Annotated in this window: 11 protein-coding genes and 1 tRNA gene; 7 read left to right on the top strand and 5 right to left on the bottom strand. The window is 45.4% G+C overall.

All coding sequences use genetic code 11. The features are described from left to right. Positions 1-6 precede the first annotated feature (6 nt). Together EL162_RS01175 and EL162_RS01170 are read right to left on the bottom strand one after the other, a co-directional pair. Positions 7-1,104 carry a type 2 periplasmic-binding domain-containing protein gene (locus tag EL162_RS01175; protein ID WP_126329501.1) on the bottom strand — a complete coding sequence of 366 codons (1,098 nt, stop codon included), beginning with the start codon at positions 1,102-1,104 and terminating at the stop codon, positions 7-9. Further along, on the bottom strand, positions 1,101-2,195 hold the full coding sequence (locus EL162_RS01170; protein WP_076555612.1) for a PrpF domain-containing protein: 1,095 nt from the start codon (positions 2,193-2,195) through the stop codon (positions 1,101-1,103). Before EL162_RS01170 ends, EL162_RS01175 begins: the two co-directional genes overlap by 4 nt. A 601-nt stretch (positions 2,196-2,796) precedes the next feature. On the opposite strand from EL162_RS01170, the gene glyQ reads away from it, so the two are divergent. The 7 genes from glyQ to EL162_RS01135 all read left to right on the top strand — a co-directional run bounded on the left by glyQ (position 2,797) and on the right by EL162_RS01135 (position 7,894). After that, the gene (gene glyQ / locus EL162_RS01165) at positions 2,797-3,741 is read left to right on the top strand and encodes a glycine--tRNA ligase subunit alpha (protein WP_126329499.1); all 945 of its coding nucleotides are present in this window, start codon (positions 2,797-2,799) and stop codon (positions 3,739-3,741) included. 139 nt (positions 3,742-3,880) lie between these two features. Then, a complete protein-coding gene (locus EL162_RS01160; RefSeq protein ID WP_126329496.1) occupies positions 3,881-4,483 on the top strand; it encodes a YfjT/YkfB family phage-associated protein in 603 nt (200 codons plus the stop codon). 40 nt (positions 4,484-4,523) lie between these two features. Further along, positions 4,524-4,814, top strand: coding sequence for a hypothetical protein (locus EL162_RS01155; RefSeq protein ID WP_126329494.1), 291 nt, complete (start codon positions 4,524-4,526; stop codon positions 4,812-4,814). A gap of 285 nt (positions 4,815-5,099) precedes the next feature. Then, entirely contained in the window at positions 5,100-5,240 is a 141-nt protein-coding gene (gene rhuM / locus EL162_RS01150; protein ID WP_259772331.1) for a RhuM family protein, read from the top strand. Between the two features lie 10 nt (positions 5,241-5,250). After that, positions 5,251-5,373 carry a Fic family protein gene (locus EL162_RS10140; protein ID WP_144295806.1) on the top strand — a complete coding sequence of 41 codons (123 nt, stop codon included), beginning with the start codon at positions 5,251-5,253 and terminating at the stop codon, positions 5,371-5,373. 203 nt (positions 5,374-5,576) lie between these two features. Continuing rightward, positions 5,577-7,658: a glycine--tRNA ligase subunit beta gene (glyS, locus tag EL162_RS01140; RefSeq protein ID WP_126329490.1), complete on the top strand. Its 2,082-nt coding sequence runs from the start codon at positions 5,577-5,579 to the stop codon at positions 7,656-7,658. Positions 7,659-7,803: 145 nt separating this feature from the next. Then, a tRNA-Ser gene (locus EL162_RS01135) sits at positions 7,804-7,894 on the top strand. Between the two features lie 313 nt (positions 7,895-8,207). On the opposite strand, the gene EL162_RS01130 is transcribed toward EL162_RS01135, so the two are convergent. The 3 genes from EL162_RS01130 to EL162_RS01120 are packed head-to-tail and all read right to left on the bottom strand — an operon-like array spanning position 8,208 to position 14,780. Beyond that, positions 8,208-10,322, bottom strand: a complete 2,115-nt coding sequence (locus tag EL162_RS01130; protein WP_126329488.1) for a dynamin family protein — start codon at positions 10,320-10,322, stop codon at positions 8,208-8,210. A 22-nt stretch (positions 10,323-10,344) separates the two neighbouring features. Beyond that, entirely contained in the window at positions 10,345-13,086 is a 2,742-nt protein-coding gene (locus tag EL162_RS01125) for a dynamin family protein (protein ID WP_126329486.1), read from the bottom strand. Continuing rightward, positions 13,083-14,780, bottom strand: coding sequence for a dynamin family protein (locus EL162_RS01120; protein ID WP_126329484.1), 1,698 nt, complete (start codon positions 14,778-14,780; stop codon positions 13,083-13,085). Before EL162_RS01120 ends, EL162_RS01125 begins: the two co-directional genes overlap by 4 nt. Positions 14,781-14,784 lie beyond the last annotated feature (4 nt).

The following is a 14,784-nucleotide window of genomic DNA, read 5'->3' as shown; positions in this document are numbered from 1 at the left end:
TAATCCTTAGTGAATTGCCGTACCATATTTATCAAGCAATAACTGGGCAATAAAATCCATCGTTTCAGGCTTAACTTTGAGTGCCTTTTGGAAATCAGCTTTCGCCTCTTTGCCAGAAATCAGTTGATAGCCACCCAATGCTTTTTCTGCTTTGCTCATAAATTCTTTATCAGCATTTAGCTCTTTGACCATTTGATCGTATTGATCAATCACCGCAGGGTCAGTCCCTTCCACCGCCCACAAGCCTTTTTGATAAAATAAGCCCGTTGTTACAAATGCTTGAAATGCATCATAAGCCAGTTTTTGATGCTCTGTTTTATTTGGCGTTGCTTGGTATAATTCCTCAAAAGTGGGAATGTCTGGCAAGTTGGGGTCTCGCTCAATCTTACCGTTCGCAGGAATACCCATGCTAAATAACGGCACTACTTTGCCGCTTGGCACATCGTCCGCCAGTTGCGACAAATAAGCCGAAGTTGTTTGGAAATCAAGGTCGGTTTCGCCTCGCTGTAGTGCAAGACGGCTAGGGCCTCGCCCTTCAAAACCAAACACGCCTTTATTTGGCACGCCTAAAGCCTCTAGGGCAAGCAATGCAATCAAATCAAGCCCTGACGCACTCATGCCACCATAAAGGAGTGGCTCTTTGGCGTTTTTTAGATCTTGAATGTTTTTAAAACCAGTTTTTCCACTTGTCCAAACCACTGCCCCTGTGCCGTTGAATGCCAAAGGTTCCATTTTAGCAAAATCAAATCGCACTGCCTTGTGATTAAGCATATCTTGAAAATAAGTGGTTGCTGAGCCAACCATTACATATTGCCCTGTTTTTACATCGCTTTTAACAAAGGCATTCGTCCCTGTAATAGTTTCACCGCCTGGCACATTGACGACTTGATAGCGTTTGACCGAATCATTTCGCTCGGCAAAAGCATTTGTGATAAATCTTGCCCAAGTATCTGTACCACCGCCAGATCCGTAAGGCACCATCACATCCACCACATCAGGACCTGTGGGCTTATAATTGGATTGGGGCGGGGCACATGCTGCAAGCATAAAGAGAGAAACTGTACCAAATAATTTGGATAATTGATTCATCTTTCTTGATTTCATTTTCCTAACTCCGTAGGTCTGGGGCTGGTTGGTACATTGATGACTGCCTGACAAATTGTGCGAGCGGTACGGGCAACACCAACCACAGGTAAGCCGTCCAATTCGGTCGCAAAGGTTTGCAAGACTCCTGACGGTGTATCAAGAGAAATCCCTGTCTTTGTGGTTTTGCCAAGCAAGTTACTTGGTACAGAGTTGTCATATTGAGTGGACAAAGTCAGGGCAACTGAACCTGTTACAGGCATTGCAGGGTGCCTTTCGCCCATGGAGAGCATTTGAACTCTCAAATCAGCCCCATTGCTGCCCTTGCCAATCACGCCCAATTTTGGAATGGCTTTGGCAGCAAGCTCCTTGCTTTTGCTAAGTCCCATTAAAACGGATGCTTGTCTTCTGATGTCATCAAGTTCGGATAATCTTGTATCAATAACCGCTGTCCATTCATCACGAGATTTGCCATCCAAACCAAGCGATTTGGCATCCACATAGACACACGGTGCACCTGCATCCACCAGTGTTGTGGCATAGGTATTACCATTGGTGCTAAGTTCGGTTAAATATTGCTCGGTTGGGAATAGCTTGCCTGTGGTTTTGCCAGCAGGATCAAGAAAACCAATATTAACCAATGCTCCTGCATAAACACTGCCCACCATCTCGGCATCAAACACGGGTTTGCTGTCTGGTGTGGGAATTTGTTGAATGATGATTTGACCTGTGTTTTCGTTGTACACTCGCACGGTTGTTGTGCCATCAACAGGTGTAACCCAGCCTTTTTCAATGGCGTACAAAGCAACAACTGCTGAACAATTTCCGCAATTACTGCCCCAATCCACGGTAGGCTCTTTAATACCAACTTGGGCAAATAGATAATTAACATCGCAGTCGTCGCCGTCATAAGGATTTAGGATAACTGCTTTGCTTGTGGTGGAAGTGCCACCACCCACGCCATCTAATTGACGAGTATCAGGCGAACCAAAGGCACGCAGTAAAATATCCTCCATTGGTAATTCACGGTTTTCAAGTTCTGAGCGTTCAAATACCCAGCATTTGCTCGTTCCGCCACGCATACAAGTGGCTTTAATAGATAGAATTGACATTACAAAACTCCTTGAAAATCAGCAACTAAGGAGGTTGTAATGCGTTGAGAAAGGGTATGAAGGGGAGAATTGGAATGAATTTTTGACAAAAAATTCCGCCCAAACCAAAAAAGACTTGACGGACTTTTTAAATGAGCGGTATGATTAGTGAGCTGTGAGCTGTGAGCTGTGAGCTGTGAGCTGTGAGCTGTGAGCTGTGAGCTGTGAGCTGTGAGCTGTGAGCTGTGAGCTGTTAATGAACATTTGTTTCATAAAATTTCCCTATTTTGCCAAGATTAATAATCAATATTGATAAAACCTAACGATAACAAGGTTTGTAAAAATTTTGATTTGTCTTGTTGAGTGCTTCAACCCAATTGCCAAACTTACAAAGTGTTTTTGCAAGTGGGTTTTGGGCTAAATTGCTACTATTATAACAATATTCTATCAAAATATCAAGATTCTAAACAAATGGTTTGCAAAATTATGTGACAATCTCAATCTGCCTTAAAAAATATAGAACCTTATCAATAATCCGCCAAAATTTGCTCAAAAATTGCATTTGGTAAGACTTCTTAAATGTGTTAAAATGGGATATTTATTTTATTTTTAAGTAATTGCAATGACAACCAAGACTTTAACCTTCCAAGAAATAATCCTAACATTACAGAACTATTGGGCGTCTCGTGGCTGTGTGATTTTACAGCCTTATGACATGCCGATGGGGGCGGGGACATTTCACACAGCGACTTTTTTGCGTGCTTTGACACCCGAGAAGTGGAATGCCGCCTATGTGCAACCATCTCGCCGTCCGACCGATGGTCGCTATGGCGATAACCCCAATCGCCTGCAACATTATTATCAATTCCAAGTGGTGCTAAAGCCCAATCCTGCCAATATCCAAGAGCTGTATCTAGGCTCGCTTGAGGCGTTGGGTCTTGATCCTTTAACCCATGATATTCGCTTTGTGGAGGATAATTGGGAATCGCCAACTCTTGGTGCTTGGGGGCTTGGTTGGGAAGTGTGGCTAAACGGCATGGAAGTTACCCAATTTACCTATTTTCAGCAAGTTGGTGGCATTGAGTGCTTCCCTGTAACAGGCGAGATTACTTATGGGCTTGAACGCCTTGCCATGTACATTCAGGGCGTGGACAGCGTCTATGATTTGGTATGGGCGGACGGCGAGTTCGGGCGTGTAACCTACGGCGATGTGTTTCACCAAAATGAAGTTGAGCAATCTACTTATAATTTTGAACATGCCGATGTTAATAAACTGTTTGAGCTGTTTGATTTTTATGAGCAGCAAGCTGATAAATTGGTTGCGGTCAATCTGCCCTTGCCAGCCTATGAGATGGTGCTAAGTGCCAGCCATAGCTTTAATTTATTAGATGCACGCGGGGCGATTAGTGTTACCGAACGCCAACGCTTTATCTTGCGTGTGCGGACGCTGGCTCGCAAAGTGGCGGTCAGCTACACCGAAGCTCGTGCCAAACTTGGCTTTCCATTGGCGGACGAAGCTCATAAGGCAGAGGCACTGGAGAAGTGGTTGCCGAAAGAGAGTGAATAAGATGAGAAAATTTGTATTAAGAGCTGCTGTTGTCTTAACTGTGATGGGTTGGGGTGTGGCTGCGAATGTTACAAACTGATGTATAAGGATTTCTCCTAAGGTGCAATACGCATCTATAATAAACAACACTAATCATATTATGAAAAATATCTTAACAAAAATTGCCCTGATTCTAAGTGCATCTGCATTCCTTACCGCCTGTGGCTTTGTCGGTGCTAAAGACAAAAATAGCTCAGACAACACCGAGCAAGTCAGTCGCCAAAATGACGAACAAAGCGACAGTCAAGACGATAGCGATATAGATAGCGACAATGGCAGCAATGTCAAAATTGTACCGAATTATTGGAAAAACAGCGTCAATCAAGGCTTTTCTGACTATGAAATTAGCAATGCTGATTACCAAGGATTGAGCATCATTTGTAATGAAGCTGCTGGCGAAAATGATGAGCATAAAGTGATGTATAACAACAATCTGAAACTTGATTCGGAATGGGTGGATATATCCGAGGGTGATTATGGCTTGCTAATCAACGACAACGATGTGGTCTATGTGCCAGAATCTACCAATTATCGTTTGGCAGCAGGTGATTGGATTGAGCTGACCTCACTGATTGAGGAAGCGACTTATATTGAGGTGTACAAAGATGGCAAATCAATTGCAACTTTCACCCCAAAAAATCTGCGTGTCGTTGAAGGTCTGTCTGACAGCTGTGAACCACTGATGTATAAGGATTTCTCCTAAGGTGCAATACGCATCTATAATAAACAACACTAATCATATTATGAAAAATATCTTAACAAAAATTGCCCTGATTCTAAGTGCATCTGCATTCCTTACCGCCTGTGGATTTATCGGTAGTAATGACAGTGAGAGCGATACCAGCGAAAATACTGAGCAAACCACTCGCCAAAGTAATAATGATGGCGATCGTGATAATGACGGCGACAGCCAGAGCGATAATGATCAAGATGACGACCGCCAAAATGACAATGATCGTGATGATGACGATCAAGGCGATAATGATCAGGATAATGACAACGACCGTGATGCTGGCGATCAAAAAGACGATTAAGACTTGATGACAAAGGCAAATTATCAAGACGCAAACATGGAGTAATCATGAATAGCCCCATGGAAATTTACCAAACCACCACGGGCGATGCCAAGGTGAAAATGTGTTTTGATAATGATACCGTTTGCCCATCTTTATAGCAAATGGCAGATATTTTGGGTGTGATAAATCGGTGATTTCACGCCACTTAAAAAAGATATTTGACACAGAAGAGTTGGATAGCTTTCAACTGCTGCAAAAATGCAACAGTTGAAATTGAGGGCGAACACATTGTTGGGCGTAATATTGATTTACAATCTTGATGTCATTATCTCGGTTGGATATCGTGTAAATTCTAAGGCGGATGTCGCTTTTCGCCGTCGGGCAACTGCTCGTTTGGATTATTTGCCAAAGAGCGTGGTGATGGACTGTCTGCATTTTGGGTAATTTGCAGCAAATGGTATTTGGCGAACCTGCCTATCTAAGTATCGAAGAAAAGGCAGCACATTTACTGTGTTTTGTCATCAAAAACCATTCTTTTGCCGATGGCAATAAACGCAGCGGGACATTTTATTTGTAGATTTTTACATAGCAATGGACGGTTATTGACCGCCGATAATGCACCGATTATTAATGACACGGGTTTGACCACTTTGGTACTCTTGATTGCCAAATCTCATCCTGATAACAAAGAGACATTGATTAAATTGGTTGTGCATATGCGACACAAGCACCAATCTTTAAATAATTTAAATAAATTTAGCTATTAAATTAAGGTATTCTATGACCACCATTTTATTTGAACTTGGCACCGAAGAGCTGCCGCCAAAATCCTTAAAAACCTTACAAGACGCATTGTGCGAGCAGGTCAAAAAATCCCTGCTTGAGCAAAATATCGCCTTTGACGGTATCAAAAGCTATGCAGCACCACGCCGTCTGGCATTGCAAATTACCAACATCAGCGACAAGCAACCTGACAGAGTGGAGCAAAAACGAGGGCCAAATCTCAAGGCAAGTTTTGATGAACATGGTGAATTAACTCGTGCAGGGCAAGGGTTTTTGCAGGGGTTGAATGCCACAGGCTTAAATCTTAGCAAAGATGATTTGATTACCTTATCTGACAAAAAAGGCGAATATATCGGCTACGAGCTGACGATACAGGGCAAGCCAACCAGCGAGCTTATGCCACAGATTTTCCAAAAAGCTTTGGATGACTTGCCGATTGCCAAGCGTATGCGATCAGGTGCGAATAAAGAGGAATTTGTCCGCCCTGTGCAGTGGGTGGTATTGATGGCAAACGAGCAGGTCATTGACGCTGTGATTTTGGGGCATCGTACAGGCAATCAGACACGAGGGCATCGCTTCCATGCTCCTGATTTTATTACAATTTCTCATGCGGATGACTATGAGAATATCCTAAGCAATGCCAAGGTTATTGCTGATTTTGACCGTCGCCAAGCGATGATTGTCGAGCAGGTATCAAGCCTTGCTGCCCAAGCATCGGCACAGGCGGTCATGCCTGCCGAACTGCTTGACGAGGTAACAGCTCTGGTTGATTTGCCAGTGGCGTTGATGGCAGGTTTTCCTGAGCGGTTTTTGGCAGTGCCACAGGAGGCACTCATCAGCACCATGCAGGCTGACCAAAAGTATTTTTGTTTAATTGACAATTCAGGAAAACTTAAACCAAACTTTATTTTTATCAGCAACATTGACAGCAAAGACCCACAAGCGGTCATTTTGGGCAACGAAAAAGTCGTGCGTCCACGCTTGTCAGATGCTGAATTTTTCTTTTTGCAAGACCAAAAACAGCCGCTATCTGCTCTTGCTGAGAATCTCAAAACTCGCATTTTCCAAGAAAAACTTGGCACCATTTGGCAAAAATGCGAACGCATGGCAACATTGGCAGCACAGATTGCCAGCCAAATCGGTGCCAATCAAGACGAGGCAAAGCGTGCCGCATATCTATCCAAGTGCGACCTTGCCAGTACTTTGGTTGGTGAATTCCCTGAACTGCAGGGCGTTGCTGGGACTTATTATGCACGGCTAAATGGCGAGCCTGTTGGCGTGGCTCTGGCAATCGCAGAGCAATATCTGCCGAAGTTCAGCGGCGATAAATTGCCTGCCACAGACATTGGCACGGCACTGGCGTTGGCAGACCGCATTGATACTTTGGTGGGGATTTTTGGTATCGGCGAGATTCCCACAGGCTCAAAAGACCCGTTTAGCCTGCGTCGTGCTTCTATTGGTATTTTGCGGATTTTAATTGAGAAAAAATTACCTCTTAATTTATCAGAACTTATCAAAAATGCCATAGCAGCTTATGCAGAAAAAATCAGCGACCCTGTCCGTACATTTGACGAGGTCAGCGAGTTTATCAATGCCCGCTATCGTGCGATGTATGCCGAGCAGGGCGTGGCGGTTGATACAATCCAAGCAGTGCAAGCGGTTCAAGTATTGACACCGCTGGATTTTGACGAACGCATTCGTGCGGTGGAGGTATTTCGCACCATGCCAGAGGCGAGCGTTTTGGCGGCAAATAATAAGCGAGTTGCCAACATTTTGGCAAAGGCTGATGTGGCGGTGGCGGATACGGTTGATGAGACCGCGTTGGTTCATCAAGCAGAAAAGCAGCTTTATCAAGCCATCTTGGATGCCAAAGATGCGGTCAAACCGTTGCATCAGGCGGCTGATTATCAGGGCGTGCTGACTGCCTTGGTGGCACTGGCTGCACCGCTTAACCAGTTTTTTGCTGAAGTGATGGTCAATGCTGATGATGAGCGTCTAAAAAATAACCGCTTGGCGATATTGCAGCAGGTGCGTGCATTGTTCTTGAGCGTGGCGGATATTGGTTTGCTACAAAATTAAAATTAGCAAATCAAGGCTGTCTGTGGCGTGCGACAAGAGTAGCCATCTTGGCACGCCAATGCCATTTGACAGCCTGTGTAAATGTTTGGTAAAAATTAAGAAAACTCATGACAATCGGTTGATTTTTGAGTATAATAGCATTTTTGGTGAAGTGGCTGAGTGGTCGAAAGCGCACGCCTGGAAAGTGTGTATACGTTAATAGCGTATCGAGGGTTCGAATCCCTCCTTCACCGCCAAATTTCCTTGTTAGATATATAAACCCAAAGCCTTATTCTCAAGGCTTTTTATTTTGTCTGTTGGTTGGCTTTGCAGTTAACAAGCTGGTTGTGATGATTGTGCCTTGCATTTATTTGGGCTATTTGATTGGCAAAAAGCATGCTGGGCTGATAACCATCATTTATCTGTAGCGGAACTTAGATGATTTGGACGATGGTGTCATAAATCTAGCAAATGGCGAATTTGCTCGGTTGGGCAATTTGTCGTTGATACGAAAGGGTGTAAATTGCCACCGAAAGCCGTGCAATCGGTGGCAGATGTGGATGGTTTGATTTAGCTGGCTTGATACTCTTGCAACTGCCAAAGCAATTTTTCGTAGCCTGCCAATACCTCCTGCTTGTCCTGCAGGTCGGTCTTGAGCTGCTCTATCTCTCGGGTGATGTCATCTGTCAGCTGATTGGCAAGGTTGTCCTTTGTGTGGTTTAGCTGTTTGATGACCTGATTTGTCGCACTGTCAAACTCTCGGCAGACCGCTCGGTACACTTCCGTTAGCGATTGTTCAAGCTGTCTTTTTAGTGCTGCTTGCTCGCTGTAGCTCGTTACCTCACCTTGGAATTGACTGCTGATTTCGCTGCCGACATCGCCCAGTGATAGGCGTAGACTTGGCAGGTTCAGACGATCGATGCTTTGATCAATGAGATTGCGAAATTGTCTGGCGTCAAAATCGCCATCAGTACTGCTTACGACCTCAAACAAGGCTTTGCGTAATTGCAGCTTGATGGTGCGTTCATTGACCAATTGACCAAATGCCAACTCAAGATCGCTGATACAGCCATGGGCATAATTGGTAAGATTCTCCACTGCATCGCTGGCGGAGATGTATTCGTAGCTCTGGGTATAAGTGCGATAACGAGTCTCCTTTTTACCCCATGAAAATGGGTTGTACCATTTTGCAACACTGACCTCATAAGATTCCTCTCTGATTCTTGTGCCTGTATGCGTGCTGATTTGGCTGTGGCTTGCCATGTCTTGTTTTAACGACTGGACAATCTCTTGTTGCTGGGTGCGAGCCTGATCGATTGTCGCAGATATTACCGCCTCAAGCTTGGAGGCGATGCTTTGTACTTTGCCCTCGTATTCGGACTGCTTTTGGTTCAGCGAAGTGATGTCGCTGTTTTGGAGCGTTGCAATCCGAGTGCTTAGCTGCTCTGTTAGGCGTTTTAGCCATTCGCTTAAGTTTTGCTGTGCCTCAGGCAATAATCCTGCCTTTTGGCTTTCGATGATGGCTATTTTGTCTTGGCGTGCTTGTTCGTAGGCGTTTTTTAGTGCCTCAAAGCCGCTGATACGCACCCAATCGGCTTGGCTGAACTCGTATTGCCATTCGTCTCTTGCCAGCTCTGTCAGAGACTGATGGGCGTGAGCCATGCCCTTGCCCCAGTTGTCAGGCGACCAGTTGGCAAAGCCATGTGCATAGGTGCTGGAGAGAATCGGTTCGCCCATTGCCTGTAGCAGCTCGGCAACGGTATGCTGTCCTGCACGGTGTTTTTGTTCGGCGATTCTGCCGATGTCTGTTTTGGCACGATTGATGATTCGCTTGGTGAGGTTCGCCTCAGTGTCGGCGAGGCTTTCTCTGTCGTAGCCGTCTTGGTCGATTGCCGAATCATATTGTCCTGCCACCAGTACCAGACGCTTGACACCTGCTTCTGGCAATTGACTGGTCAATAGCTCGGCATCTGACGCGTCCAAAAAATTACTGGCACGAGAGAGAAAAAACACCACGTCGCTATTTGCCATCTCCTCTTTGGTGCGTTGGGTGCGACTGATGACAGGGTCATTCATGCCGGGGGTGTCGATGATATTATAGCCAGCCAGCTCGGCAATCGGTAGGTATAGGCGTATCATCTTGACAAGGGCGGTGTATTTGCCATCATTGCCTGCATAGTCGTTTAGCACCAGCATGATTTCATCGATATTGTCGCTTTGCTTGCGGTAGCTACCCTGTTGTAGTACGGCGATAGGGTCTATCCCTGCTGCCTGTACCATCGCCAGCTGTTCTTTGGCGACTTTTATCTCGCTGTGCGTGCCGTCAGTTTTTGCCAGTGCTACGACACTTTGCCACTCTTTTTCGCCAAAAAACTCCACCTCCAGAGTGGGCGTGTCAGCATAGCCAATCCGTGTCAGATTGGCGGTTTTTGGGGTGGCGGCTTCGGGCAATATCGGCTTGCCGTCAAACAATAAGGCATTCAAAAAACTGCTCTTACCTGCTTTGACCTGCCCCATGATGGCGATGTTGAGGGTTTGCTCGTCTTGGGATAAGCGGTCTAGCTTGTCTGCGAACGCCTTTTGTAGCTGTTTTAGCTGGCTTATCTCATCACAGAGACTGTCCTGCCATGGGGCAAGGCTTGTTACCAGTGTCTGTAGCCTGTGTTGATGTGTTTGTGTGTCCATCGGAGTTCCTTAACTGTGCATATTAGTCCAGTATGATTGCTCTGGCTTCATCGGCAAGGCTTGGGTTGGCAAGCAGATTGTCGATGACATCGGTATCAAGACCATTTGCCAGTATCTTTTGGGCTGATAGGGCGATGCCGATATTACTTGCCAATTTGGCTCTGATGTCGCTGTCTTCGTCATTGGCAAGTATCAGTTGCACCTCTTCGATGATATTGATATTTTCTGCCAATAGTTCTTTGCTGTTTTTGTATTCATCATTGACAAGCACCAGCTGACTGCTTGGGGTGATGGTGAGATTTTTGGCAAGTTGATCTCTGACCTTCTGGTCTTCTGACTGGCACAGCAGCAGTTGCACTTCTTCCAGTAGATACTCATTGGCTGCCAGTATCCGTGGGATATTATCACTCTCATTAGCCAGTGCGGTCTGTAGCTTTAGGTTAAGGTGTTTATTTTTTGCCAAGCTTTTTTTAACTTCCACCTCATCTGCCAGTAACCTATCTTCAATCTCGCTACAGATCATAACATTCTCAGCCATCGTGGCACGGACATCGATTTCGCTATCGTCTATCAGGATAAGCTGTGCTCGTCTATGCAGTGTTGTTAAAGAGGCTAGAGCCTGCTTAATTTCAGTGCTGTCCATTTTGGCAAGTTTCATTTGCACCATTGGGGCGATTGCTTGATTTACAGCCAAAGATTTAAAGGTATTGGTTTTTATTGCTTCGTGTTCCTGCCGCCTGCTCACACTCTCCACGATATCCATTGAGTAAAAATTAGGATCTTGCTTATTCAGCAACATATTTTGAGTATCTTCAGAAATATTTTTGTTGCAGGCAAGGTTCTGTGCAACCCGCCAACCGCTATTTTTTGCCAGATTAGATTGCAACTGCTTGTCAAGATTTGGATTTTTTGCTAGAGCGTATAATACTTCTAATTTATCTTTGCTAAGCTCTCGCTGTAGTTCTTTGGCTAATGAAGGATTCTCTGCCAAGCATGTACGAACTTCTTCATTATATGTATATTTAGTTGAGGTGTTGTAGCCACCAAACAGAGACATAGAAGGGATTTTAGATTCTGATTTCTCGTTAAATAAGGCTTGATTTTTATTGGTTAGCTTGGGGTTTTTGGCAAGAGCTCGGAGTTGTGATTGGTTGCTGGCATTGGCAATAATCTTAGCTTGCTCTGCTTCATCAAAAGGATAGCTGGCATAAAGCATGGAAATCAAACTATTTCTGCCTGCCTTTTTCAACTTGCTTTCAAGCACTGAAAAGGCTGTTTTTGCCAAAGAGGGGTTGTTGCAAAGTGCCTTCAAGATTATTGGGTCTGGCTTTTTTTGTTCTAGCAACAACATCTGTGCCTCCTCGCATAGCTTTGGATTGCTTGCCAATGCTCGATGTACCACGATGGAGTAGTCTTTGGCAAGGGCGATTTGTTGCTCGTCAGACAGCGACTCACTGCTGGCGATTTGTTTTCTGGACTGGATATCCATATTTTGAATAGCTTCAGTGGCGGTGAGGAGGTTTGCTGAATTGCTTTTTTGCTCTATAGATGGGTTGTTGGTTTGCATTCCAAAATCCATAGCAAGCTGGTTAAAAGTGGCAAAAAATTCTTGTTTTAGTTGCTCAAGCTGTGCTAGGGTGGTTTGCCAGTCGGTGATTTGTCTTGCGATGTCGTTTTTGATGGTTGTTGCTATCGTGTCCATCTCGCCATCATCACTGATGGCTATCATCTGATTGGCTAGGGAGAGTTGTTTGCTGTGCTTCTCGATGGCTGACTCAAGGTGCTGCTGATAACTATCGAATTGCTTGGCAAAATTCTTGGCAAATCTCGGCTCGGTGGCTGTCTGATTCCACTGGTCAAAATATCCCATGACGGCATCTAGTGGGTAGTCTTGTTTTTTGCGTGAGACAGGCAGTACATCGATCACATTGATGCCATGTCCTTTTAGGGTTTGTTTGGTGAGTGTGGTGATTTGCTCGACTTCTTCAGGGGTCTTTTTGTCCGCCTTGTTTATCAGCACAAGTTTTGGGATAGTGGCATTTAGCCCTGACAAGAATGCCAGATCGTCCTCTTTTATCACGCCATCTTCTGCCGATACCAACCAAATGATAAAGTTGGCGGCGTTAAGCTGTAGGCGAGCGATGTCCTCATCTGTACGCTGATTGTTGAGTGCTTCATCAGGCTTGGTGTAGCCCGGTGTGTCCAGCAGGGCAAGGTTTTGCCATGGGAATTGACCATCACTGATAAAGATGGCTGACAGCACGCTGCCGACTTGGCTGCCGTATTTGTCCTTTTCGTCATGCGTCAGGCTCAAAAACTCATCATGGCTCAGCGAGATTTTGTTATGAAACAGGTTGATTGCGATGATGTTGTCGCTATCGCCTTTTAGGAGATAGGTGGGCAGGGAAGTTGTTGGGTCAATCTCCACGACCAGTTGTTTTTTGCCAAGTAGTGTGTTTAAAAAGCTTGATTTGCCCGCACTGAACCTGCCACCGACAGCAACCACTGCCTTGGTTGCCAAATCAGGAAATTCACAAAACTCACGCAAGCGTATCAACTCGCTGTTGAGATTTTTTAGAATGTCCGTAAAGCCATCAGGCGAGTCTTGGCGAGCAAGTGCCACAAGGTCGTGATTGATGTGGTGATTTAGCTTGTTGAGCTGTTCATCGGCGTGATAAGCAAGCGTGTCTGCGTCGCTATCTTTGGTCAGAGCTCGACAAAGAAAGTCATAACGAGCTGCAACATCAAAATTTTGGTCGTTCATTGAGCTTGTTCCTTAAGGTTGGGTGTTGATGTTAGATTTGCTAATAAATTTTGTAAGACAGTCTGGTCTGCTTGGTAGCCCTGTCTGCGTGCTTCTTGCTCGGCTTGGCTTAGCTGAATATCCGCCTGAATGCGAGACAGCTGAGCGTCAATCTGGTCGTTGCGTTCTTGTATCTGTAGCTCAATCTGTGCTTTTACTGCTCGGATATTCTCACCGATGATTTCGTTTAAGCTGCTTTGTGCCTGCGTCTGCACATTAGGAATGACTTCGTACAGTATCTTTTCGCGTGCCAATTGCAGCTGTTGTTCTTTGAGCTGTTCTTTTTTGCCTATAGAGAGCAAGCCGTCCAGCAAGCCTACAATGGTTGGTAACAATGACACAATGCGTGCCACAGGGTGGATTTTTATTAATGCCAAAATAGGGCTTAGCGTACTGAGCAAATCACCAAAGCTAAAATTATCTTGGCTTTGGTTATTCAGGCTGATATCAGGGTTTTGTACATTTAGGGCATTGGGTATGGAGTCCTGAATGTGTCCTACATGGGCATTGATGATGGGCAAAAGCTGGCTCTGGATACCTTGGCTGATGGTAAGACGCACATTATTCTCAACCATGCGACTGATGTCTTGTCCATTGACAAGATGGTGGGCTAGGGTGTCCAGTTGGGAGCTTAGGCTGCTTTTGACATTTTCGCTGATTCGGTTGGCGATCTTGGCTGATTGTGATTCTAGCTCTCGAATTTCTTTGTTTAGATTTGCACGAAACTGGCTAAGGCTTTCTTGCAGTTCTGCCTTGTCATGGAGCAGTTGAGCGACGGTCAAATTCTCTGTATTAATCCGCTTGTCCAGATTCTGTACCAAAAACTGTAGCTCTGAGACAATCGGATTTGCCACCACTTCATCAAACCGCAGCTCGGCTTGGCTTTCTACCAGAGCCAATGCCTCGATGATTTCGTCAAGATTGATGCCTTTGCGAGCTGACACTGCCGCGACTTTTAGCGGCTCACGCCCCAAAAGATTGGTGATGGATTGGGTGATTTTGGCACTGATGGCGGCGACTTCGTCATCAGGTTTTCTGTCGCTTTTGGTGATAATCAGAATCACTGGCATGGCGTTGATTCTGAGAGCCTGTAAGAAATCCTGTGTCGAGGCTTTTAGCTCACCATCTTCGATAGAGACAACGATACAATAAGCTAGGCTGCGTTGAACATAGTGGTCAATCATCTGATTGTGGCTGACAAGGTTTGAGTCCAGCCCTGGCAAATCCACCAAGCAAACATGAGGAAACTGCTCCAGCACTGGCGATGGCAGATATGCAGATAGCCAGCCTTGTTTATCGGCTGTATTGTGTGGCGTGATGCGGTCGATGTTCTCATTTGATACATCATCACGAGACAGTGAGATGGTCGTGCCATCTGCCAAATGCCCAATGAACCGCTCTTCGGTGCCATAATGTAGTTCGGTGGCGATGGAGGTTCTGGGGTCGATGTCGGTAGCCAGCAGTTTGTCGCCAAGTAAGCGGTTTAGCAGAGTTGATTTGCCAGCACTGAACACCCCTACCAGCGGCACACGCATGATGAAGTTATCCACCTGTGGTTTATAACGCTGTAGGGCTTGGTTTGCCTCATAACGCTCGGCGATGTCCATTATCTGCGACCAGTGATCGCTAAGAATTTGTTGTTTGTAAAATTTCATGATA

Source organism: Moraxella cuniculi (genome assembly GCF_900637105.1).
GTDB lineage: Bacteria > Pseudomonadota > Gammaproteobacteria > Pseudomonadales > Moraxellaceae > Moraxella > Moraxella cuniculi.
Note: the sequence above shows the minus strand (reverse complement) of the source record. Positions and strands in the feature narration are given on the sequence as shown.